Source organism: Leucobacter chironomi DSM 19883 (genome assembly GCF_000421845.1).
GTDB lineage: Bacteria > Actinomycetota > Actinomycetes > Actinomycetales > Microbacteriaceae > Leucobacter > Leucobacter chironomi.
Window position 1 is genome coordinate 102484 of the sequence record NZ_ATXU01000008.1, and the last position, 20748, is coordinate 123231.

Below are 20748 nucleotides of genomic sequence, written 5' to 3' on the forward strand. Positions count from 1 at the left end.
TCGGAGCGGAACAGCGCCAAGCGCGCCGCAGGATCGGCCTCGCCGTCTCCGCCCTACACGCCCGCCCCGCGCACGATGAGGGGTCGCGCCTCAGCGCAGCCCCTTGCCGAGCATCTGCTGCAGCTTCGCGAGATCTTCCTCGCTCGGCTGAGCCTTGCCCGCCGCGCCGAGCCCGAAACCGGAGCCCGCGGGAGCCGCAGCCTGCTGAGCGGCCACGCCGGCGGCCTCCTGGGCGCGCTTGGCCGGGTTGCCCGACTGCTTCTTGCCCTTGCCCTTCGCCTGCTGCTTCTTCTTGCCGCCGTGGCTCATGCCCGGCATCGGCCCCATGCCCGGGATCTGCGGCACGCCGCCACGGGCTACCGTCTTCATCATCTTCGCGGCCTGCTCGAAGCGCTGCACGAGCTGGTTCACGTCGGTGACCGTCATGCCCGAACCCTTCGCAATGCGCAGACGGCGCGAGCCGTTGAGGATCTTCGGGTTCTGCCGCTCGGCCTTCGTCATCGACTGGATGATCGCCTCGGTGCGCACGATCTCGCGCTCGTCGAAGTTGTCGAGCTGATCCTTCATCTTGCCCATGCCGGGCAGCATCCCCATCATCTTCTTCAGGGAGCCGGCCTTGCGCAGCTGCTGCATCTGGCCGAGGAAGTCGTCGAGGGTGAAGGCGTCGGAGGCGATCTTCTCCGCGACCTTGCGGGCCTCGTCTTCGTCGAAAGCCTGCTGGGCCTGCTCGATGAGGGTGAGGATGTCGCCGAGGTCGAGGATGCGGCTCGCCATGCGGTCCGGGTGGAAGGGTTCGAAATCGCCGAGGCCCTCACCGGTGGAGGCGAAGAGGATCGGGCGGCCCGTCACGCTGCGGATCGAGAGTGCGGCGCCGCCCCGGGCGTCGCCGTCGAGCTTCGTCAGCACGACACCCGTGAAATCGACGCCCTCCTGGAAGGCCTGCGCCGTCGCGACGGCGTCCTGGCCGATCATGGCGTCGATGACGAAGAGCACCTCGTCGGGCTCGGTGGCCTTGCGGATGTCGGAGGCCTGCTGCATCAGCTCGGCGTCGACGCCCAGGCGGCCGGCGGTGTCAATGATGACGAAGTCGTACTGCTTCGACTTCGCCTCGGCCACGCCGTTCTTGGCGACCTTCACCGGGTCGCCGACGCCGTTGCCCGGCTCCGGCGCGTAGATCGCGACGCCCGCCTGCTCCGCGACGACGCTCAGCTGGGTGACCGCGTTGGGGCGCTGCAGGTCGCAGGCCACGAGCATCGGCGTGTGGCCCTGATCCTTCAACCACTTCGCGAGCTTGCCGGCGAGCGTCGTCTTGCCCGCACCCTGCAGGCCCGCGAGCATGATGACCGTGGGCGGGTTCTTCGCGAACTCCAGCCGGCGCTGCTCGCCGCCGAGGATGCCCACGAGCTCCTCGTTGACGATCTGCACCACCTGCTGCGCCGGGTTGAGCGCCTGGTTGACCTCGTCGCCGAGCGCGCGCTCGCGCACCTTGCCCGTGAACTCCTTGACCACGTCGAGCGCGACGTCGGCCTCGAGCAGGGCGCGACGGATCTCGCGCACCGTGCTGTCGACGTCGGAGGCCGACAGCTTGCCCTTCGCACGGAGGTTCTTGAAGGTCTCGGTGAGCCGAGCAGACAGGTTTCCGAAAGTAGCCATAGCGGATTCAGTCTACCCGGCTCGCCCCCGGCCTTCGGACCTCACTCGTAGGAGTAGAAGCCCCGGCCCGACCCCTTGCCCAGGTAGCCCTTGTCGATGTACTCGCGCTTGATGTACTCGGCGAACTGGCGCTGTTCGGGATCGTCGCTGTCCTTGCCCAGGTTGTAGGGGGTCATCATGCCGACGACGTCGTAGATCTCGAACGGCCCGGCCGGCGCCCCGGTCGCGATCTTCCAGGTGCGGTCGATGTCCTCGGGGGTCGCCACGCCGCGCACCAGCAGCCGCGAGGCCGCATTCAGGAAGGGCACGAGCAGCGAGTTCAGCACGTACCCCGGCTGCTCCTTGCGGATGCGGATCGGCACCATGCCGATCTGCTCGGCGAACTGGGCGACGGCCTCGAAGGCCTCGGGGTCGGTGCCCGCGTGCCCCATCACCTCGCCCGTGTTCTTCGCCCACACCTCGTTCGCGAAGTGCAGCGCGAGAAACTTCTCGGGCCGCCCCGTGAACGGAGCGATGTCGCTCGGCAGCAGGGTCGAGGAGTTCGTGCAGAAAATCGTGCGCTCGGGGGCCACCGCGGCGACCTTCTCCCAGGTCTGCTGCTTGATGTCGAGACGCTCGGGCACGGCCTCGATGATGATGTCGGCATCGCGCACCGCGTCTGCGAGGTCGGAGCTCGTGCGGATGCGCGCCACGGCGGCGTCGAGCTTCTCGGGCGTCGCGTCCGGCAGGTCGCGCAGGTAGAGCGGCTTCAGGTACTCCCAGCGGGCCGGCAGCTTCGCGAGGATCTCGTCGCTCAGATCGTAGGCGACCACGTTCTTGCCGGAGTACGCGGCTTGGAAGATGATCTGGGATCCGAGTACGCCGGTTCCGAGTACGGTGAGGTTCTGCAATGTCATGCCTTTCTCGAATGATCCGCCTCGTGGGCGGTGATACGGTCCGGCGGTCGCAGCGCGGGGCTCGGCCGTCAGGCCTCACCTTCAGTCTTACTCCCCTATTTTGCACCGATCGGTCAGTTTCGCTCAGGGCGTGATAATTGAGGCCATGACCTCACTCACCATCGCACTGGGCGACATCACCCGGCAGCGCGTCGACGCGATCGTGAACCCCGCCAATCGCGCCATGCGCGGCGGAGGCGGCGTCGACGGCGCGATCCACCGGGCGGCGGGACCGTCGCTGCTGCGCGAGTGCGTCGAGCGCTTCCCCGACGGCCTCGCCACCGGCGACGCCGGGTGGACGCCCGGCTGCGAGCTGCCCGCCCGGTGGGTCGTGCACACGGTCGGCCCGGACTTCAGGGCCGGCGAGCGCGATGCGTCGACGCTGGCGTCGTGCTACCGGCGGTCCCTCGAAGTCGCCGAGCGTCTCGGCGCGCGCAGCATCGCCTTCCCCGTGCTCTCCACCGGCATCTACGGCTGGCCGCTCGGGGAAGCGGTCGAGACGGCGATCCGCACCGTCATCTCGGCTGAGGAGTCGGGCCTCACCACTGCCGACGAGGTTCGATTCATCGCGTTTGACGAAGCGATGCTCACACGACTCCAGGCCATGCTCTGGCTCCTGCGCCCACCCGTCCCGGCAGAGGGATCGATCGGCGCCCTCTTCGACGCGGTGCCGCCGAGCACGGATCCGCCGCGCTCGGAACTGGGCCCCTATCGCGGCGACATCTATCTGGAGGCACTGCTGCGGGGTCGCCTCGCTGATACGCCCGCCTCCCTCGAGCTAGTGGAGGTCAGGCGGGCGCTGCACCACGAGATCGAACGCATCGCCGGCGTCTCGCTCGACCGGCTCGAAGGCGACGGCATCGCCCATGCGGCCGAGCTCAACCCGGGCCATGGCATGTCCGCGGGCATGCTCGCGCTCCGCTGGTGGCGCGAGGTGCGTGTGCCGCTGCTGCTTACAGCGATCCCACGCCGCTGACCCTGCTCGGGCGGCGTCAGCCGACCAGCTGCTGAGCTCGTGGGCGGCGTCAGCCGACCAGCTGTTGAGCGAAGACGTGCGGGGTGAAGCCGGTGAGGTCGCCGATGCCCTCGCCCTGCCCCACGAGCTTGATCGGCAGGCCCGTCTTCTGCTGCACGGAGAGCACGAAGCCGCCTTTCGCGGAGCCGTCGAGCTTCGTCAGCACGAGGCCGGTGACCCCCGCGTGCTCGATGAAGGCCTCGGCCTGCGCGAGCCCGTTCTGCCCGGTGGTGGCGTCGAGCACGAGCAGCACCTCGGCGACGGGCGCCTGCTTCTCGATCACGCGGCGCACCTTGCCGAGTTCGTCCATGAGGCCGCCCTTGGTCTGCAGGCGGCCGGCGGTGTCGATGATGGCGATGTCGTAGCTCTCGTTCTTCGCCCGCTCGACGGTCTGGAACGCGACGGACGCGGGATCCTGACCCTGCTGCTGCGGCTTCACGATGTCGACACCGGCCCGCTCGGCCCAGGTGCCGAGCTGCTCGACCGCGGCGGCGCGGAAGGTGTCGGCGGCACCCACCAGGATCTTCTTGTCGAAGGCGGTGAGGTACTTCGCGAACTTGCCGATGGTGGTCGTCTTGCCCACCCCGTTGACGCCGACGACGAGGATCACCGCGGGCCGCTCCGAGAGGTGCAGCGTGGGGTCGTAGGCCGCGAGCCGTTCCTCGATGGCGTCGCGCAGCATGCGGCGCATGTCCTTCACCTCGGAGACGCGGTGGCGTTCGACGTCGGCGCGCAGCTGGTCGAGGATCGACTCGGTGACCTCGGGGCCGAAATCGGCCGTGATGAGCGCGGCCTCGAGATCGTCCCACGTCTCTTCGGTGATGAGCTCCGGGCCCGTGAACAGGGTGCGGAACGCTTTCGAGAAGGACCAGGATCGCTCAGCCATTGCTCAAGTCTATCGAGATCGGCCCACCGGCCACGCGGTCACTCCTCGCGGCCGACGCGCTGACCGACGACCGCGCTGATGCCGTCCTGGCGCATCGAGACGCCGTAGAGCGCGTCGGCGATCTCCATCGTGCGCTTCTGGTGAGTGATCACGATCAGCTGCGAGTTCTCGCGCAGCCGCTCGAAGACCTGCAGCAGGCGCCCGAGGTTCGCATCGTCGAGCGCGGCCTCGACCTCGTCGACGATGTAGAACGGGCTGGGGCGCGCCTGGAAGATCGCGATGAGCCAGGCGACCGCGGCGAGGGAGCGCTCGCCGCCCGACAGCAGCGACAGGCGCTCGACCTTCTTGCCGGCCGGCTTCACGGCCATGTCGATGCCCGTGTTCAGCAGGTCGTCGGGGTCGCTCAGCGCGATCTCGCCCGAGCCGCCGGGGAAGAGGATCGGGAAGACCTCGGAGAACGCCGCCTTCGTGTCCTCGAAGGCCGCCGCGAAGATGCCCTGCATCTTGCGGTCGAGCTCTTCGATGATGGCCAGCAGGTCGGAACGGGTCTTGGCGAGATCCTTCAGCTGCTCGCTGAGGAAGCGGTGGCGCTGCTCCAGCGCCGCGAACTCCTCGAGCGCGAGCGGATTGATGCGGCCGAGCTGCGCGAGCTGCTTCTCTGCCCTGGCGAGACGCCGCTCCTGCTCCGCGCGCACGTAGGGCACGGTGTCATGTTGCGGGCTCGCCGCAGGGGGCGGATCCGCCGGTGCTGCGGGCCCGTCCGACGCCGCGGGCTGCACGCCGGGCAACCCCAGCTCGGCCGCGAGCTCCGCCTCGAGCGCGTTCGCGTATGCGGGTTCGGGATCCGGCTGCACCGCGGCCCGGGGCTCGTCGTCGTGCTGCGCCGGCGCCGGGATCCCCACCAGGGGGCCGTACTCGGCGATGAGCACATCCTCCACGAGCCCCAGCTCGTTGCCCGAGCGCTCCAGCAGCGCCGAGAGCTGCAGTTTGCGCTCGTAGCTCTTCAGCTCTGCGCCGTGCACGCGCTCGGTGAGGGTCTGCAGCTTCTGCCGCAGCTCCGACTCCTCCGAGCGCAGCAGCGTGAGCTCCTGACTGTGCTTCGCTCGCTGCTGCTCAGCGGTCTGCTGAGCGAGCCGCGCCTCGGTGAGCGAGCGGTCGCAGGCGTCGAGGATCGCGGGCAGCAACTCGGCCACCCGCTCGGCCTGCGCCACCTGCCGCGACCGCAGCACGGCCCGGCGCGCAGCCTCCTCGGCGGCCTGCCGCTCCGCGTCGAACTGATCGGCGAGCGCGCTGCGGCGCGCCTCGGCGGCGCGCGCCCGCTCACGGGCGGTCTCGAGCGCGAGCCGCAGTTCCACCTCGGCCGAACGCGCCCGCTCCAGCTCGGCGAGCAGTTCGTCGCGCTGACTCGCATCGAGGATCGGCCGGGGCTCAGCCTCGGCCGCCTCGAACGCCTGAGCCGCACGATCCGCCTCCGCCGCGGCCTCGCCAACTGACTGCTCGACGGCGACGAGCGCCTGCCGGGCACGCTCCGTCTCGGCCTGCGCGGCCTCGGCCCGGGTGGAGAGCCGATTGCGCTCCTTCGCGGCCTCCGCGAGACGCGCGTCGGCGGCACGCAGCTCGGCGAACGCCTGCTGGGCGTCGGTCTTGGCGCGCGCCGCCGCCTCACGCAGTTCAGCGAGCTCGGCCTCCGTCTCGGCGATCCGCTCCGCCACGCGGGTGCGAGCCTGCTCCGCCTGCTCCAGCTCGGCGGTGAGCTCGATGCGCGACGGCGCCAGGCCCGATCCGCCGCTCAGCGTGTGCTCGGTGAGCACGTCTCCCCCGCCGGTGACCACGGTGTAGGCGCCACCGGGCCACCGCTCGCGCAGGGCATCGGAGACGCGGATCGCCGACGCCAGGTCTTCCACGATGTAGCTGCGGGCCAGCAGACCGCGCACCCCGGCGGGCGCATCCACGATCACGTCGACGGCCCTGGTCGCGCCGTCGATCTCGGGACCGGCACCCGCAGCGGGATCCGCATCGCCCCGCGCACCGCCAGCCAGCACCGCCCGCAGCCGGCCGAGGTCGCGCTCGTGCGCCGCCGCAACGGCGAGGCCCGCAGCCGCCGCCGATTCGGCGAGCAGCGCGTCGCCGAAGACGCCCAGCGCCGCACCGACCGCTGCCTCCGCTCCCTCGCGCACCCGCACATGGTCGGAGACGCGGCCCGCGATCCCGTTCGGCGCATCGGCGAGCAGCGCCCCCGACGCGTCGCGCTGATCCAGCGAGCGGGTGAGAGCGCTCACCCGCGCCTCCAGGCCCGCCCGTTCCTGCTCGAGGGCGTGCAGCCGGTCCCGCGCCTCATCGCGGCGCTGCTCCGCATCGCCCTGCCGCTCCTGCGCGGCACGGTAGGCGGCATCCCAGTCGGCGATGCGGTCGCCGTCGCCGGCCGTCGCCGCGCCCGGATCCTCAGCCTCCGCGCGCTCCTCGAAACCCGCAAGCTCACCGCGAGCAGCCTCAGCCCGCTCCTCGGCCTGCGCCACCGCGTGCTGCCGCCGCGCCAACTCCTGCGCCACGGTCGCACGCTTCTGCTCGGCTGTCTCGGCCCGCCCCCGCAACTGCGACAGCTGCAGATCGTGCCTCGACACGAGCGCGCTCTGCGCCGCGATGTGCTCGTCGATCGCGTCGAGCGCGCGCTGCGCCTGCCGCGTCACCGCACCGCCCTGCTGCCACGCCGCCTCCGCCTCCGGAATCAGCGTCTCCAGCGCGCGCACCTCCTCGGCGGCCTCCTCAACGGCCGCGCGCGTCACACGGTTCACCTGCTCGGGGGCCTCCGCCTGGGTCGCCAGGAAGGTGAGCCGCTGCTGCGCCTGCGAGAACAGGCCCCGCAGCTTCGACTGCGCCGACTCCAGGCCGATCGTCACGCGCCGCGCCGCATCGAGCTCGTCGCTCTGCTGCTCCTGCTCCAGACGCTGCACGCGCAGCTGCTTCTGCTCCGCCTGCTCCTGCAGCACGATCCGCTCCGAGTGCCGCTCGGCCTCATCCTTCGCCAGCTCGTCGAGTTCGGCGCGCAGCCGCGCGACATCGTCGGCGAGCAGCCGCGCCTTCGCATCGCGCACCTCCGCCGCGATCGTCTGCGCCTGCCGCGCCACCTCGGCCTGACGCCCCAGCGGCTTCAATTGGCGGCGGATCTCACCCGCGAGATCATTCAACCGGGTGAGGTTCGTCTCCATCGCGTCGAGCTTGCGCAGCGTGCGCTCCTTGCGACGACGATGCTTGAGAATGCCCGCGGCCTCCTCGATGAAGCCCCGGCGATCCTCCGGAGTCGCGCGCAGCACCGCGTCGAGCTGCCCCTGGCCCACGATCACGTGCATCTCGCGGCCCAGACCCGAATCGCTCAGCAGCTCCTGCACATCGAGCAGGCGGCAGCTCTCGCCGTTGATCGCGTACTCGCTCGACCCGTTGCGGAACAGGGTGCGGCTGATCGTCACCTCGGTGTACTCGATCGGCAGCGCTCCGTCGGAGTTATCGATCGTGAGGCGCACCTCCGCCCGGCCGAGCGGGCCGCGGGTGGAGGTGCCCGCGAAGATGACGTCCTCCATCTTGCCGCCGCGCAGCGTCTTCGCGCCCTGCTCGCCCATCACCCAGGCGAGGGCGTCGACCACGTTCGACTTGCCCGAACCGTTCGGGCCGACGATGGCGGTGACCCCGGGCTCGAACTGGAACGTGGTCGGCTGGGCGAAGGACTTGAAGCCCTTGAGCGTGAGGCTCTTGAGGTGCACGCCGCCGCCTTTCCGTCTCTCGCTCGGCCGACAGGGATCCGTCGATCTCTACGACTGTACCCGGCCCACGGCCGGTTGCCCGCTATTGCGAGAGCACGAGAACCGCGGCGGCGAAGTCCGCCCCGGGCTCACCCCAGCACGCTGCCCACCGGGATGATGTCGCCGTCGGCGTCGCGGAAGCCGTACCCGAAGGCGCGATCCGCCGCGATGTGCACGAACCAGGCCGCGCCCGCGAGCGCGAGCGGCCAGAAGCCGCCTGCGAAGCCGCCCGTGACGAAGAACGCGATCGCCCCGAGCGCGAGCATCGCGAGCGGCACCGGCATCGAGTGCAGGGTGTTGTAGAGCCGCACGCGCTCGGGCTTGAGTCGACCCTGCGCGGCGAAACCGCCGATGAGCGACGCATCGGGCAGCACCGCGAAGAGCACCGTGACCCCCACGGCCGGCCAGCCGAGCGCCACGCACGCCAGCACGATGAAACCGAACCAGACGAGGGCGCTCATGCCCCAGCTCACACGCATGAAGTTCATGGGGTCAATGCTATTGCTCACCCCGCGGTCAGCTGGGCCGCGATCCAGCACCCGGCGAAGAGCAGGATCACCCCCGCCAGTAGCGTCCAGAACACCCGCCTGCCGCGCGGCGTCACCGACCAGATCGCGAGGCCGTAACCGATCGCCCCGGTCAGGAAGTATGGGAACCCCGCGAAGAAGAGCACGAGGAAGACCCCCACTCCCCCCGTGCTCGGGTCGAGGAGCCGGTTCGCCGCCTCGACCAGGATCGCCAGCACGAACGCTGCGGCGAGCGCGATGCCGCTGAACAGCAGCGCCTGCCCGAACGGGTAGAAGCGCCGCAGCCAGGGGCCGAGCACCGCCGCGGTCGCGATCATCACGAGCAGCTGCGGGATTCCGAACCAGACCAGGTTGAGCGTGGTCTGGGGCATGGGACTGTCACCGAGCAGGCCGAAGAGCGTGATCACCAGCACCACGCAGAGCCCGGCGACGATCGCCCCGAGCGCCGAGCGCCACGCGATCCCCCACCGCGAGAGCAGAAGCCACGGGTGATCCGGAGGCAGCCCGGGCTCGGTCTGATGCAGGTCGACCATGCCCTCGCCCTACGCTCGGCCGCGCTCGTCGACGGGGCGTGCGCGGTACTCCCGCCAAGCGGCGAGCAGATCCTCGCGGCTGCCATCCGGGTGGGCGGTGTGCCAGGCCCGGGTGAAGCGGTTGTACTCGAACTGGGCGTCGATGCCGCGTTTCCCCTGCTCGCGCGTCGCGACCCAGTGGTCGAGGGCGTGCTGCAGGGTCTGCGTGCCATCCGAGGCCGCGAAGAAGGCGCGCATCTCGGCGTCGAAGTGGAAACCCGGCCCCGCCTGCTCAGCCATCCACGCCCGCACCGTCTGGCTGCACCGCTGACCCTCCGGGATCAGGGTCTCGGGCGTCAGCTCACCCGCGAGCTGACGCCCACCGGTGCGCCTCCGCGGCGACGGCTCGACGAACTCGCGGCCGTCGAGGCGAGCAGCGATCCGCTCCGTCAGCAGTTCTTTGCCACCGGTGGCGCGGATGCCGAGCGACCGCGCGAAGTCGCTCAGTTCGTCTTTCAGCCAGTACCAGCGTCGCAGCTCGTCGCCGGAGAGCCCCGGGATGAGCGCTGGACGGGCCGAGCCCGGCGAAGACTGAGTCATCCCCTCACCCTACCGATGGGCGCACGCGGCGCTCGCACCGGCGCCCGGGCGGTCACACCGGGCCATCATCCCAGGCCGTCATCCCAGACCCGAGATGAGATTGACGACGTTCGCGATGATGCCGACGCCGAAGAGATAGCCGAGCAGCGTCTGCGCGATCACGACCCGGCGCAGATCCGAACTGCTCACGTTCGTGTCGGCCACCTGATAGGTCATGCCGAGCCCCACCGAGAAGTAGGCGAAGTCGGTGTACTGCGGCGGATCCGCCTGATTGAAGTCGATACCGCCCCGCGGTGCGCCATCGGGGCCGCTCGCGTAGTAGAGCGCGGCATACCGCAGCATGTAGTCGGTGTGGATCAGCGCCCAGGAGCTCGCAACGCTGAGCAGCGCGATCCCCGCGAGCAGGTATGCCTCGATCCCGTCGGCTCGCTGCGCCTGCGCCGCGACCACCGCGACGGCGACGAGGCTCGCGACGCTGCCGGCCACGGCGACCACGCGCGCGAGCCCGCGCCCCGGATCCTCGGCGGTCGCGTGCGCCCTCGTCTGCTGCGGGTTCATCCGCCAGACCACCAGCAGCACCCAGACCACGTTGATGAGCGCCACGAGCCCCCAGCCCGCGAGCAGTCCCGCGGCGACTCCGAGCGAGGGGGCCACGACGGCCCCCGCACCGATGCCGAGCAGGATGGAGACGCAGGAACGCAGCCGCAGATGCGCGTGCGCATGCGCGCCTGCGGAGACTTTCGGGCCCATGCGCGCAGTCTATTTCGAAGCGGCGGCCGGCACACGCGCGGGCCAGCGCTCGTGGCTGCCCCGGCCGGGGAACGGCGTCGTGCCGCGTAGGATGAGGTCATGCGCGCATGGAACGGCGAACGCCTCGGCCGCCTCAGCCTCCGTCTCGATGCCGCGTACTGCGGGTTGCTCGGCGCGGGCGTCGCACTCGCCGCCCCGGCGATCGCGCCCACCCTCGCGCTGCCGGCATGGCTGGTCGCCGCCGTCGGCGTCGCCGTGGTCGTCTGGGCCGGCCTGATCCTGCTCATGCTCGCGAGACTTCCGCTGCGCACCGCGCTCCGGCTGGTGATGATCGCGAACCTGCTCGCCGCCGCCGCGGTCGCTGCGGTCTCGGCGACGGGCGCCGCGGTGCTGGTCGCCCTCGCCGTGCTCGCCATCGCCGTCGATATCGCCCTCTTCGCCGCCAGCCAGGCCGTCGCGCTGCGACGCCTGCAGTTCGCCGCCTGACGCGACGTATCGGCGCAGGCGCCTGGCCTGCCCCGAGACCGGGGCTCGAGACCTGCACCCCGACTATATTGATGCGATGAGCACCGACCCGGTTCAGAGCCTCACCCTCGACCATGTGCGCGAGCAGATCGACGCGATCGATCAGCGCATCGTCTCACTCATCGCCGAGCGGCAGCGGTGGGTGCTCACGGCTGGTTCCCTCAAGCAGAACGAGGGCGAGGTGCGGGCGCCCGCCAGGGTGGAGCAGGTCATCGAGAAGGCGCGGGGCCTCGCCGAGGAGCGCGGGGCCTCCCCCGAGGTGGTCGAGGCCGCGTACCGTGCCCTCAGCGGAGCCTTCATCGATCTCGAACTGCGGCAGCACTGAGCAGGCTAGCGGCCCGAACCCTGGCATACCCGGCGCCTGCGACAATGGTCGGATGCGTCTCGAAACCCCGCGCCTGCAACTTCGCGAGCTGAACGAGGGCGACCTGCCCGCGCTCCGCGCGATCCTGCAGGACGAGCAGACGATGACCGCCTACGAGGGCGCGTTCGACGAGCCGATGGTGCGCGGCTGGCTGCAGCGCATGCGCGAGCGGTATCGGGAGGACGGCTTCGGGCTGTGGGCCGTCGAGCTGAGTGACACCGGCGAGATGATCGGGCAGTGCGGGCTCACCCGGCAGCGCATCCTCGGCGCCGACGTCATCGAGGTCGGCTACCTCTTCAACCGCGCCCACTGGCACCGCGGATACGCCGTCGAAGCGGCCACCGCCTGCCGTGAGTACGCCTTCGATCAGCTCACCGCCGAGCGGGTGTGGGCGCAGGTGCGCGACACCAATCTCGCCTCGATGAACGTCGCGATCCGCCTCGGCATGACCGTGCGCGGACGCTTCGTGAAGCACTACCGCGGCGTTGAGATGCCGCATCTGGCGTTCGCGGTGGATCGGCCGCGCTCGGGCTGTTGATCCCCATCGCGGTTCGCGTGGACGATCTGCTGCAGACAGCAGGCTTCTGCGTCTCACGGTTCAGTCAGGACCTGGAGACCGCGCCTCAGCGCGAGCACGCTATCGCTTCGAGAATTCTCTCGAGCCCGAAACGCCACGCCTCCTCCACATCTCCGTCCAGGCGGAAACCCCCGTTGTTCTCCATGATGATGAAGCCCGTCGCCCACGCAGTGAGGGTGCGAGCAGCGTCAAGCCCTCGAGCTTCGCCGCAGAGGGCCCGTGTAGCGTCGATCACCGGCTGCGTGACCGCCGCTGTCGCCGCGAGACTCGCACCCGGAACACCTGCACCGGGAGCCATGATCAGTTGGAATGCGGCAGGATGCAGATGCCCGAAGCTGCGAAACGCTTCCGCAAGGCGGTAGAGGTCGGGAGCCGCCCTCAACGCATCGGACAGGTCACTCAGCGCAGCTTCAGCGACGAGTCGGATCAGTTCGTCTCGATTTCCGACGCGCTTGTAGAGAGAAGGCGCACGAACTCCCACACGCTGAGCAACGCTCTGCATGGTCAAGCCGGGCAATCCGTCGGATTCCACAAGCTGCCAGGCAGCATGCACGATCGCACCCAGGGAAGTCTTGTCAGGAGCTGGCATCCCCCAAGTATAGCTATTGACAGTAGCCTTCATGGCTATATATCTTAGCCTTCATGAAGCTGAGCACCCATCTCTACCGAGTCGGCAATGACATCGTGGCCGCATACCTCGTCGTCACCCCCGAAGGAGTCACGATCATCGATGCGGGGCTCTCTGGCCACTGGCGCGATCTCCGCGCCGAACTCACAGTTGCGGGCAAAACCCTGGGCGACGTCAAGGGCAGCATTCTGACGCACGGCGACTCCGACCACCTCGGCTTCGCTGAACGCCTGCGCCGGCACCTCGGAATACCAGTCTACGTCCACCACGCAGATGCAGCGCGTGCCATGGGCGGACCGAAGCCGCCCAACGCCATGCAGCAGATGAGATTCCTGCCCCTCGTCGAATTCCTGACATACACCCTCCGCAAAGGCGGACTTCGCACTTCGTGGCTCACCCGCACGATCGACGTGCGCGACGGAGAAGTCCTGGATCTTCCGGGATCCCCCCGCATCATCGGCCTTCCAGGGCACTCCGAGGGCAGCATCGCCGTGCATGTTCCGCTCGCCGACGCAGTGTTCGTCGGCGATGGACTCACGACACGCAACGTCCTGACCGGCGTGACCGGCCCCCAGCCCGCGCCGTTCACCGATGACCCCGAGCAAGCCATCGCTTCTCTCCAGAATCTGCTCCCGACCGAAGCGACATGGGTACTCCCCGGACACGGCGCCCCCTGGAAGGACGGCATCACCGCCGCCGTGCGTGCAACCGCTGCGGCCTCGACGGCCCGGCCCTAGCACTCCGCCGCGGCGGCGCACCGCCAGCGGGAGCAGCGAATCGGACCGGGCGGATCCTGCCCCAACGCCTCAGACAGAGGTGCGGGACCGCGGGGCGGAGCCCCTTTTCTGGCACCGCGAGCAGAAGTGCGAGGAGCGTCCGCCGATGACGATGCGCCGGATCGGCTCCCCGCAGCGCGGGCACGGCTGCCCGGTGCGGCCGTAGGCGTTGAGCGAGTGCGCGAAATACCCCGCCTGCCCGTTCACGTTGACGTACTGGGCGTCGAAGCTGGTGCCGCCCTCGGCGAGCGCCTTCTCGAACACGTCGCGCAGCGCGGCGAGCAGTTCGCGGGCCTTGCGCGGGCCGACCGCGGCACCCGCGGTTTCGGGGTGCAGGCGCGCCCGCCACAGCGCCTCGTCGGCGTAGATGTTCCCAACGCCACTGACGAGCCCCTGGTCGAGCAGCAGCTTCTTCACGCCCGCACTGCGGGAACGCAGTGCGGCGAGGAAGCGCGCGTCGTCGAAGAGCGGGTCGAGCGGATCCCGCGCAATGTGGCGCGCCTGGCTCGGGATCGTACCGCCCCCGTCCGCCTCGGCGAGTGCGTCGAGCGCGAGCGAGCCGAAGAGCCGCTGATCGGCGAAGTCGAGCCTCAGCTCACCGTGCTCGGGGTGCTCGATCCACAGCCGGATCCGCACGTGCCGGTCGTCGGGCGCGTCGAGCGAGCGCAGCAGCAGCTGGCCGCTCATCCCGAGGTGCGCGAGCAGCGCGGATCCCGGTTCAGCCCTTGCCGGCCCCTCGACGGGGATCCACATGAACTTGCCGCGCCGCCGCGGCTCCGCGAGTCGCAGACCCGTGACCCGGCGCTCGAAGTCGGCCGAGCGCGACAGGCCCGCTTCGAGCGGCAGCGTGACGCTGTGCCCGCCGAGACCGTCGTCGAAGGGCAGCCCGTCGAGGCCGAGCGGCAGATGCCGCTTGAGGGCGCGCGGATCGCGCACCTCGACCGCGGCCACCCGGGCGCCCGTCACGGCAGGGGCGAGGCCGGCGCGCACCACCTCGACCTCGGGCAGTTCGGGCACGCGGCGCTACTTCCGGCGCCCGCGCTCGGCGCGGTGACGACGGGCTTCGAGCAGCTGCTCGACCGCGTCGCGCGCGGCGGCGAGCTCTGCGACCTTCTTGCTGGTGCCGTCACCGGTGCCGATCACGCCGTCGAGCACGACCCGGGAGGTGTAGCGCCGGTCGTGGTCGGGGCCGGTGCCGGTGGTCTCATAGGGCGGGTGGGGCAGGCCGCGCCGGGCGGCCTCCTTCTGCAGCGAGGTCTTCGGATCGACGGCCGCCGTGAACCGTTCAGGGTCGGCGAACAGCGGGGCCACGAGGTCGAGCACGAAGCGATTCGCCGTCTCACCGTCGGTCGACAGGTAGACGGCGCCGATGATCGCCTCGACGGTGTCGGCCAGGATCGAGTCCTTGTCGCGTCCGCCGGTCTGGCGCTCCCCCTTGCCGAGGCGCAGCGAGGCGCCGATGCCGAGACCACGCGCCAGCTCGGCGAGCGCCACGGTCGACACGAGCGCCGAGCGGCGCTTCGCGAGCTCGCCCTCGCTCAGCTCCGGGTAGTCGCAGTAGAGCTTGAGCGTGACGGCCTGACCCAGAATGGAGTCGCCGAGGAACTCGAGCCGCTCGTTGTGCGGCGCTCCCCCGTGCTCATACGCCCAGGAGCGGTGCGTCAGGGCGAGCTCCAGCAGTTCGGGGTCGATCCGCACCCCGAAGGGCACGAGAAAGCCGCCGGGTTCGCCCTGCGGCGTTCCCGACGGCTCTCGAGAGTTCGATGCCAACTTAGGCGTCGGCGACCTTGCGGCCCTTGTACTCGAGGAAGAGGGCGTTGCCCTGCGAGTCCTCGACCACGCGGGCGCGGTGCGGGAGGCTGTACACGGTGCGACCGTTCTCGACGGTCTTCACCAGCTTCGGGGCCTCGGCCTTCCACGCCGAACGGCGGTGGCGAGTGTTCGAACGCGACATCTTGCGCTTGGGAACAGCCATGATGCTCTCTTTCCTAATTGCTTTCAGGATCGGCGGACCGATCCACGTCTTCTTCCTCGGCCAGATACCCGGCCAGCGCAGCCCAGCGCGGATCGACCGCGTCGGGCTCGGCTGCAGCCTCGGCCTCGCGCAACTCACCGGACTCGGGATCGAGCCCCGGGCAGTCCGGGCGACACACTGGCTGGAACGGAAGTGCAAGCACTACCGCGTCTCGGAGCGGGGGTTCAAGATCCACGTGATCACCGTGAACCCCATACTCGTCGGCCTCCGTAGGAGTATACGCGAAAAGCTCCTGAAACTCGACTTGAAACGGCGTGGCGAACTCTTTCAGGCAGCGCCCGCACTCGGCGTGCACGGTCGTGCGCACCTCGGCGGAGACGAGGATGCCCTCGTGCACCGACTCCAGCCGCACGTCGAGGTCGAGGTTCTCTCCCTCGGCCACCCAGGCCAGTCCCTCGCCCAGCTTCTCGGGGGCGGCGACGGTGCGCGACCGCTCCCGCATCTCGCCGGGACGGTTGTAGATATCTCTGATGCTCTCCTGGAACACGCGTGCGCTGCTCATCAGGCGGGCCTCGTCTTCGCGAGGAAACGGGCCACGGCCGGCGGGACGTAGGCGGACACGTCGCCGCCCATCGAGGAGACCTGGCGCACCAGCGTGCTCGACACGTGCGCGTGCGCCGGGTCGGGCAGCAGGAACACGGTCTCGACGCCGGCGAGGCTGCGGTTCATGATGACCATCGGGGTCTCGTAGGCGACGTCGATCTGCGACCGGATGCCCTTCACGAGCACCGATGCGCCGACCTCGGTGCAGTAGTCGACCAGCAGGCCGACCGACCACGAGGCCACGAGGATGTTGCGCGGCATCTGCGGATCCTCGTCGAGGGCCTTCTGGATCAGGCCGACGCGCTCCGAGATCGGCAGCATCGCGTCCTTGCCCGGGTTGTGCACGACGAGGACGTGCACCTCGTCGAAGATGTGGGCGGCTCGACGGATCACGTCGAGGTGCCCGAGGGTGACCGGGTCGAATGACCCCGGTACGACGGCGATCTTGCTCATGGGTTCCACCCTATCTGTCGCAGCTGGGTGCGACGCCGCGACGCGGGCGGTGCCGCGTCGCGGCCCCGCGTTCAGAGCCCGTGCTGCTTCGCGAAGATCACCGCGTGCACTCGGTCGCGCAGCTGGAGCTTCGCGAGCACGCGCCCCACATGGGTCTTCACGGTGGACTCGGAGAGGAAGAGCTTGGCGCTGATCTCGGCGTTGTTGAGCCCCTCCGCGATGAGCCTCAGCACGTCGAGCTCCCGCTCGGTGAGCACGTCGAACGCCTGATCGGGAGTCGCCGCAGCGCCGTCGGCGACGGGCGCGGTCGGTGCCGTCTCCACGAGGCGCAGCTGCTCGATGAGCCGCCGGGTGACGCTCGGCGCCATCGCGGCGTCGCCGCCCGCGACCCGGCGGATCGCGTCGACGAGGTCGTCCGGGCGTGCGTCCTTGAGCAGGAAGCCGCTCGCCCCCGCCTGGATCGCGCCCGTGGCGTACTCGTCGAGATCGAAGGTGGTGAGCACGAGCACCCGCGTGTCAGGGTGCTCGGCGACGATGCGCCCGGTCGCCTCGATGCCGTTCATGCCGGGCATGCGCACGTCCATGAGCACCACGTCGCACCGGTCGCCGCCGGCCTCCAGCTCGGAGAGCGCCGCCAGTGCGGCCTCGCCGTCGGCCGCCTCCGCCACGACATCGATACCGGGCTCCGCCAGGAGCACCAGGCGGAAGCCAGTGCGGATCAGCTCCTGGTCGTCGACCAGCATCACCCTGATCTGAGCCTCACTCATCTTCTCTCCTCTTCGGTTTCCGGATCGGCGGCTGCGCCGCCATTCTGAGACCCCGCCGCGTCGCCGGGCACGCGCTCGCGCGCCGCGGCACTGACGGGCAGTTCGGCGCGCAGCCGCCAGCCGCCGCCCAGATCGGCCACGGGGCCCGCCGAGATCTCGCCGCCGAACACGCGGGCCCGCTCGCGGAGCCCGGTGATCCCGCGCCCCGAGCCGACCCCCGACACCGGGGGCATCGTGCCCGCGACCGCGCCGAAGTCGCGCACCTCGATCACGGTGCGGTCGGGCAGACGCTCGATCCGCACCTCGGCTCGCGCGCCGGTGCCTGCATAGCGCAGCACGTTCGTCAGGCCCTCCTGCACCACGCGGTACACCGCGAGATCCTGCCCGCGGTCACCGGAAGCCTCACCGGACACGACCAGGCTCACATCGACGCCCGCGTCGCGGAAGCCGCGCGCAAGCTCGGGCAGATCCTGCACCCCCGGCTGCGGCACGAGCTCGGCCTGCTCGCCCTGCTCGGTGAGCGCGCCGAGCAGGCGGCGCATCTCCGCGAGCGCAGTGCGCCCGGTCTCGGCGCTGCGCGTCATCGCGTCGGCCGCCGCCTCGGGCGCCGCCTGCGCCGCCCGGGCCGCGCCCTCGGAGAGCGCGATCATCACCGAGACCGAGTGCGCCACGATGTCGTGCATCTCGCGGGCGATGCGCGAGCGCTCCTCGGCGACGGCGAGCTGCGCGAGCTGGTCGCGCTCACGGGCGAGCTGATGGGCCCGGTCGATGATCGCCTCCAGATAGCGTCTGCGGTTTCCGAGGTTGATGCCGAGCATGAGCACGGCGAGATACCAGATCGCGGTCATCACGCTGGCGATGATGAAATCGGGCACCGACATCGGCGCCGCGCCGTCGACGCGACTGATGCCGCCCGGCGTGATCTCGCCGGCAGTCGCCCAGGTCGTGCCCGAGAGCACCGAGACAAGGCTGCCGCCCACACTCGCCACGACGGCGATCGCGTAGCCGATCCACCCTGCCGCGACGCTGCGGTACACCGGCACCGCGTAGATCAGGAAGAGCATTGCGACGCCCGACGCGAGCGCCTGAGCGCCGTGGTCGCCGAGCATCGCGACCGTCACGACGATGAGGCCCGCAAGCGGGTAGCGCCGCCGGAAGAGCAGCGCCGCCCCGATCACGACGACCCGCAGCACGGCCAGCGGCCACCACGGCCACTCCAGGTAGCCCGGCAGCGAGAACCAGTCCGAGACGGCGAGGCCATCGACCGGCGCCTGGGCGGTCAGCAGGTCGATGAGCACCCCGAGCAGGCAGCCGAGTACGTACCAGGTCACGATGAACACGTCGACCGCGAGCGGGTGCGCCGCCAGCGCCCGCCGGATCACTCCCGGCGGGCGCGGCAGCCGCACCTCGTCCGCGGCCGTCAGTTCTGGGTTCACCCCTTCACCCTACTGATTCGCCCGGTCGAGCGGATCAGCGCGCGTCGCGGCGCTTGAAGAGCAGGGCAGCGGGCACGAGCGCAGCCGCAGCCCACACGGCCATCGCAGCGAGCGCCTGCCAGTAGTCGGGTCCGGCGGCCACGGCCTGGCCGTCGACCGTCACGGCTGCCGGCATCGAGGCGTCGGTGATGCCTGCCGCGAGGGTGCTGCCGAGGTCGCCCGGCATGTACGCCGCGACGGTGGGCAGCCACTCCCAGCCGGTCAGCATGAGCACCTGCATGGCGATCGGCAGCACGAAGGTGACACCGGCGATCACCGCGATGCCGCCGGCGGTGGAGCGCAGCATCGTCGCGATCCCGAAGGCCAGCAGGGTGATGAGCACCAGGTAGGCCACGGTGCCGAGGCCGCCCGAGATCACAGCGGTGGATCCGAGCTGCCCCGCCGCCTCCGGCAGGAAGGCGACCGCGAGGGCGAGGCCGCCGAGCACGAGCGCGAGCGCGGTGACGGCGGCGACCGCGGCCGTCACGATCGCCTTCGCCACGAGCACCGGCGTGCGCTGCGGCACCGCGGTGAGCGTCGAGAGGATCATGCCGCTCGAGTACTCGCTGGTGACGGCGAACACGCCGAGCACCCCGAAGACGAGTGCGAGGAACGGCGCGGTGAAGGTCGAGACGATCAGCAGGTAGCTCTGCAGCCCCGCCGGGTCGGTCGTCATCATCGCGTCGGCCCCGCCCGCCTGGCTGCTCCAGAGCAGCGCGATCATCGCACTCAGTCCGAGACCGACGAGCACGGTGATGAGCAGGGTGAGACGGATGCTGCGCAGCGACGACAGCTTGATGCGCTCGGAGCGCAGCACGCCGCCGAAGCTGAGCCGCAGGGCGCGGCCCGTCGCGGGGCGCTGGGCGGCACGGGTGGCGGATGCGCCGGTCTCCTGGCCGGGGGTGCCGCTCGCGTCAATGGTGATGGTGGAGGTCATGATCTGCTTCCTTCGTGAAGTGGGTGGGGCCTAAGCGGCCTGGTACTCGAGTTCGCCGCGCGTGAGCGCGAGATAGGCGTCCTCGAGCGAGGACGAGACCGGGCTGAGCTCGTGCAGTTCGATGCCGTGCGCGGCGGCGGCGCGGCCGATCTCGGCGGCGGAGATCCCGCGCGCGGTGAAGGCGTGCTCCCCCTGGGGATCCAGCTCCACCCCCGCAGCGTTCATGAGCAGCGCCGCGAGCCTCGCAGCGTCGGGACTCTGCACCCGCACGCGCTCGCCCTGCGCGCCGCCGGCGACGAACTCGGCGATGGGGGCGTCGGCGACGACGCGGCCGCGACCGAGCACGATGACGTGATCGGCGGTCTGCGCCATCTCGCTCATCAGGTGGCTCGACAGCAGCACCGTGCGGCCTTCGCCTGCGAGGTGGCGCAGCAGCTGCCGCACCCACAGCACACCGTCGGGGTCGAGGCCGTTGACGGGCTCATCGAGGATGAGCGTCTGCGGGTCGCCGAGCAGGGCCGCCGCGATGCCGAGACGCTGACCCATACCGAGGGAGAAACCGCCGACGCGCTTGCCCGCGACGGCCGCGAGGCCGGTCTGTTCGAGCACCTCGTGCACGCGGCGATCGGGGATGCCGTGCGTCGCGGCGAGGGCGCGCAGGTGACTGCGGGCGCTGCGGCCCGGGTGCACGCCCTTCGCATCGAGCAGCGCGCCCACCTCGGCGAGCGGCGCCGGCGAATCGGCGTAGCGCTTGCCGTTGACGGTGACCGTGCCCGCCGAGGGGCGATCCAGCCCCACCATGAGGCGCATGCTCGTCGACTTGCCGGCACCGTTCGGGCCGAGGAAACCAGTCACCTGGCCGGGTTTGATCGAGAAGCTGACGTCGTCGACAGCGGTCTCCTTACCGTACTGCTTGCTCAGGCCTCGTGCCTCGATCATGGTGCTCTCCTTCGCGTGGGCGACTGTCGATGCACGGTGCTGCATCGTTGTCTCCAC

General features: G+C 70.4%; 23 protein-coding genes. 5 read left to right on the forward strand and 18 right to left on the reverse strand.

The annotated features are described in order from the left end of the window. Positions 1-90: 90 nt before the first annotated feature. Entirely contained in the window at positions 91-1653 is a 1563-nt protein-coding gene (gene ffh, locus H629_RS0110245) for a signal recognition particle protein (protein ID WP_024357170.1), read from the reverse strand. Between the two features lie 41 nt (positions 1654-1694). Then, entirely contained in the window at positions 1695-2549 is an 855-nt protein-coding gene (locus tag H629_RS0110250) for a 3-hydroxyacyl-CoA dehydrogenase (RefSeq protein ID WP_017885025.1), read from the reverse strand. A 145-nt stretch (positions 2550-2694) separates the two neighbouring features. Here H629_RS0110250 and H629_RS15735 point away from each other — a divergent pair, with 145 nt between their 5' ends. Further along, entirely contained in the window at positions 2695-3564 is an 870-nt protein-coding gene (locus H629_RS15735) for an O-acetyl-ADP-ribose deacetylase (RefSeq protein WP_024357171.1), read from the forward strand. Between the two features lie 49 nt (positions 3565-3613). On the opposite strand, the gene ftsY is transcribed toward H629_RS15735, so the two are convergent. From ftsY to H629_RS0110285, 6 genes are all read right to left on the reverse strand, one after another. Continuing rightward, entirely contained in the window at positions 3614-4489 is an 876-nt protein-coding gene (ftsY, locus tag H629_RS0110260) for a signal recognition particle-docking protein FtsY (RefSeq protein WP_024357172.1), read from the reverse strand. Between the two features lie 38 nt (positions 4490-4527). Then, positions 4528-8244, reverse strand: a complete 3717-nt coding sequence (gene smc, locus H629_RS0110265; protein ID WP_024357173.1) for a chromosome segregation protein SMC — start codon at positions 8242-8244, stop codon at positions 4528-4530. 128 nt (positions 8245-8372) lie between these two features. After that, positions 8373-8771, reverse strand: coding sequence for a DUF4260 family protein (locus tag H629_RS0110270; RefSeq protein ID WP_029746859.1), 399 nt, complete (start codon positions 8769-8771; stop codon positions 8373-8375). A gap of 17 nt (positions 8772-8788) precedes the next feature. After that, a complete protein-coding gene (locus H629_RS0110275; protein WP_024357175.1) occupies positions 8789-9343 on the reverse strand; it encodes a hypothetical protein in 555 nt (184 codons plus the stop codon). 9 nt (positions 9344-9352) lie between these two features. Continuing rightward, the gene (locus tag H629_RS0110280; RefSeq protein ID WP_024357176.1) at positions 9353-9922 is read right to left on the reverse strand and encodes a DUF6434 domain-containing protein; all 570 of its coding nucleotides are present in this window, start codon (positions 9920-9922) and stop codon (positions 9353-9355) included. A gap of 78 nt (positions 9923-10000) precedes the next feature. Then, complete coding sequence (locus H629_RS0110285) at positions 10001-10672, reverse strand: DUF1345 domain-containing protein (RefSeq protein WP_024357177.1); 672 nt, start codon at positions 10670-10672, stop codon at positions 10001-10003. A 99-nt stretch (positions 10673-10771) separates the two neighbouring features. Between H629_RS0110285 and H629_RS0110290 the strand changes: the two genes are divergently transcribed. The 3 genes from H629_RS0110290 (at position 10772) to H629_RS0110300 (ending at position 12099) form a co-directional block, all read left to right on the forward strand. Then, the gene (locus H629_RS0110290) at positions 10772-11158 is read left to right on the forward strand and encodes a hypothetical protein (protein WP_024357178.1); all 387 of its coding nucleotides are present in this window, start codon (positions 10772-10774) and stop codon (positions 11156-11158) included. A 76-nt stretch (positions 11159-11234) separates the two neighbouring features. Continuing rightward, positions 11235-11522, forward strand: coding sequence for a chorismate mutase (locus tag H629_RS0110295; RefSeq protein WP_029746861.1), 288 nt, complete (start codon positions 11235-11237; stop codon positions 11520-11522). A gap of 52 nt (positions 11523-11574) precedes the next feature. Then, positions 11575-12099 (forward strand): GNAT family N-acetyltransferase, encoded by a 525-nt coding sequence (locus H629_RS0110300; protein WP_024357179.1) that lies wholly within the window; start codon positions 11575-11577, stop codon positions 12097-12099. 85 nt (positions 12100-12184) lie between these two features. Here the strand turns inward: H629_RS0110300 and H629_RS14850 are convergent, their stop codons facing one another. Further along, the gene (locus H629_RS14850) at positions 12185-12727 is read right to left on the reverse strand and encodes a TetR/AcrR family transcriptional regulator (RefSeq protein WP_076623995.1); all 543 of its coding nucleotides are present in this window, start codon (positions 12725-12727) and stop codon (positions 12185-12187) included. Positions 12728-12780: 53 nt separating this feature from the next. On the opposite strand from H629_RS14850, the gene H629_RS0110305 reads away from it, so the two are divergent. Beyond that, positions 12781-13503 (forward strand): MBL fold metallo-hydrolase, encoded by a 723-nt coding sequence (locus H629_RS0110305; RefSeq protein WP_024357180.1) that lies wholly within the window; start codon positions 12781-12783, stop codon positions 13501-13503. A gap of 69 nt (positions 13504-13572) precedes the next feature. Here the strand turns inward: H629_RS0110305 and mutM are convergent, their stop codons facing one another. The 9 genes from mutM to H629_RS0110350 form a co-directional block, all read right to left on the reverse strand. Continuing rightward, entirely contained in the window at positions 13573-14559 is a 987-nt protein-coding gene (mutM, locus tag H629_RS0110310; protein ID WP_024357181.1) for a bifunctional DNA-formamidopyrimidine glycosylase/DNA-(apurinic or apyrimidinic site) lyase, read from the reverse strand. Between the two features lie 6 nt (positions 14560-14565). After that, complete coding sequence (gene rnc, locus H629_RS0110315) at positions 14566-15252, reverse strand: ribonuclease III (RefSeq protein ID WP_024357182.1); 687 nt, start codon at positions 15250-15252, stop codon at positions 14566-14568. 61 nt (positions 15253-15313) lie between these two features. After that, positions 15314-15517, reverse strand: a complete 204-nt coding sequence (rpmF, locus tag H629_RS0110320; protein ID WP_017885009.1) for a 50S ribosomal protein L32 — start codon at positions 15515-15517, stop codon at positions 15314-15316. Between the two features lie 13 nt (positions 15518-15530). Continuing rightward, a complete protein-coding gene (locus H629_RS0110325; RefSeq protein WP_024357183.1) occupies positions 15531-16079 on the reverse strand; it encodes a YceD family protein in 549 nt (182 codons plus the stop codon). After that, positions 16079-16573, reverse strand: coding sequence for a pantetheine-phosphate adenylyltransferase (gene coaD / locus H629_RS0110330; protein WP_024357184.1), 495 nt, complete (start codon positions 16571-16573; stop codon positions 16079-16081). Before coaD ends, H629_RS0110325 begins: the two co-directional genes overlap by 1 nt. A 71-nt stretch (positions 16574-16644) precedes the next feature. Next, on the reverse strand, positions 16645-17340 hold the full coding sequence (locus H629_RS0110335) for a response regulator (protein WP_024357185.1): 696 nt from the start codon (positions 17338-17340) through the stop codon (positions 16645-16647). After that, the gene (locus H629_RS0110340) at positions 17337-18776 is read right to left on the reverse strand and encodes a sensor histidine kinase (protein WP_024357186.1); all 1440 of its coding nucleotides are present in this window, start codon (positions 18774-18776) and stop codon (positions 17337-17339) included. Before H629_RS0110340 ends, H629_RS0110335 begins: the two co-directional genes overlap by 4 nt. A 34-nt stretch (positions 18777-18810) precedes the next feature. Then, a complete protein-coding gene (locus H629_RS0110345) occupies positions 18811-19752 on the reverse strand; it encodes an ABC transporter permease subunit (protein WP_024357187.1) in 942 nt (313 codons plus the stop codon). Between the two features lie 30 nt (positions 19753-19782). Then, positions 19783-20691: an ABC transporter ATP-binding protein gene (locus H629_RS0110350; RefSeq protein ID WP_024357188.1), complete on the reverse strand. Its 909-nt coding sequence runs from the start codon at positions 20689-20691 to the stop codon at positions 19783-19785. Between the last annotated feature and the right edge of the window lie 57 nt (positions 20692-20748).

What these genes read in the sequence shown, in the direction of transcription:
- H629_RS0110325 (WP_024357183.1), bottom strand. Translation starts at nt 16,079, where the DNA reads ATGAGCAGCGCACGCGTGTTCCAGGAGAGCATCAGAGATATCTACAAC.
- rpmF (WP_017885009.1), bottom strand. Translation starts at nt 15,517, where the DNA reads ATGGCTGTTCCCAAGCGCAAGATGTCGCGTTCGAACACTCGCCACCGC.
- H629_RS14850 (WP_076623995.1), bottom strand. Translation starts at nt 12,727, where the DNA reads ATGCCAGCTCCTGACAAGACTTCCCTGGGTGCGATCGTGCATGCTGCC.
- H629_RS15735 (WP_024357171.1), top strand. Translation starts at nt 2,695, where the DNA reads ATGACCTCACTCACCATCGCACTGGGCGACATCACCCGGCAGCGCGTC.
- H629_RS0110345 (WP_024357187.1), bottom strand. Translation starts at nt 19,752, where the DNA reads ATGACCTCCACCATCACCATTGACGCGAGCGGCACCCCCGGCCAGGAG.
- coaD (WP_024357184.1), bottom strand. Translation starts at nt 16,573, where the DNA reads ATGAGCAAGATCGCCGTCGTACCGGGGTCATTCGACCCGGTCACCCTC.
- H629_RS0110290 (WP_024357178.1), top strand. Translation starts at nt 10,772, where the DNA reads ATGCGCGCATGGAACGGCGAACGCCTCGGCCGCCTCAGCCTCCGTCTC.
- H629_RS0110280 (WP_024357176.1), bottom strand. Translation starts at nt 9,922, where the DNA reads ATGACTCAGTCTTCGCCGGGCTCGGCCCGTCCAGCGCTCATCCCGGGG.
- H629_RS0110305 (WP_024357180.1), top strand. Translation starts at nt 12,781, where the DNA reads ATGAAGCTGAGCACCCATCTCTACCGAGTCGGCAATGACATCGTGGCC.
- ffh (WP_024357170.1), bottom strand. Translation starts at nt 1,653, where the DNA reads ATGGCTACTTTCGGAAACCTGTCTGCTCGGCTCACCGAGACCTTCAAG.
- H629_RS0110350 (WP_024357188.1), bottom strand. Translation starts at nt 20,691, where the DNA reads ATGATCGAGGCACGAGGCCTGAGCAAGCAGTACGGTAAGGAGACCGCT.
- ftsY (WP_024357172.1), bottom strand. Translation starts at nt 4,489, where the DNA reads ATGGCTGAGCGATCCTGGTCCTTCTCGAAAGCGTTCCGCACCCTGTTC.
- H629_RS0110295 (WP_029746861.1), top strand. Translation starts at nt 11,235, where the DNA reads ATGAGCACCGACCCGGTTCAGAGCCTCACCCTCGACCATGTGCGCGAG.
- H629_RS0110270 (WP_029746859.1), bottom strand. Translation starts at nt 8,771, where the DNA reads ATGAACTTCATGCGTGTGAGCTGGGGCATGAGCGCCCTCGTCTGGTTC.
- H629_RS0110275 (WP_024357175.1), bottom strand. Translation starts at nt 9,343, where the DNA reads ATGGTCGACCTGCATCAGACCGAGCCCGGGCTGCCTCCGGATCACCCG.
- H629_RS0110300 (WP_024357179.1), top strand. Translation starts at nt 11,575, where the DNA reads ATGCGTCTCGAAACCCCGCGCCTGCAACTTCGCGAGCTGAACGAGGGC.
- H629_RS0110250 (WP_017885025.1), bottom strand. Translation starts at nt 2,549, where the DNA reads ATGACATTGCAGAACCTCACCGTACTCGGAACCGGCGTACTCGGATCC.
- H629_RS0110285 (WP_024357177.1), bottom strand. Translation starts at nt 10,672, where the DNA reads ATGGGCCCGAAAGTCTCCGCAGGCGCGCATGCGCACGCGCATCTGCGG.
- H629_RS0110335 (WP_024357185.1), bottom strand. Translation starts at nt 17,340, where the DNA reads ATGAGTGAGGCTCAGATCAGGGTGATGCTGGTCGACGACCAGGAGCTG.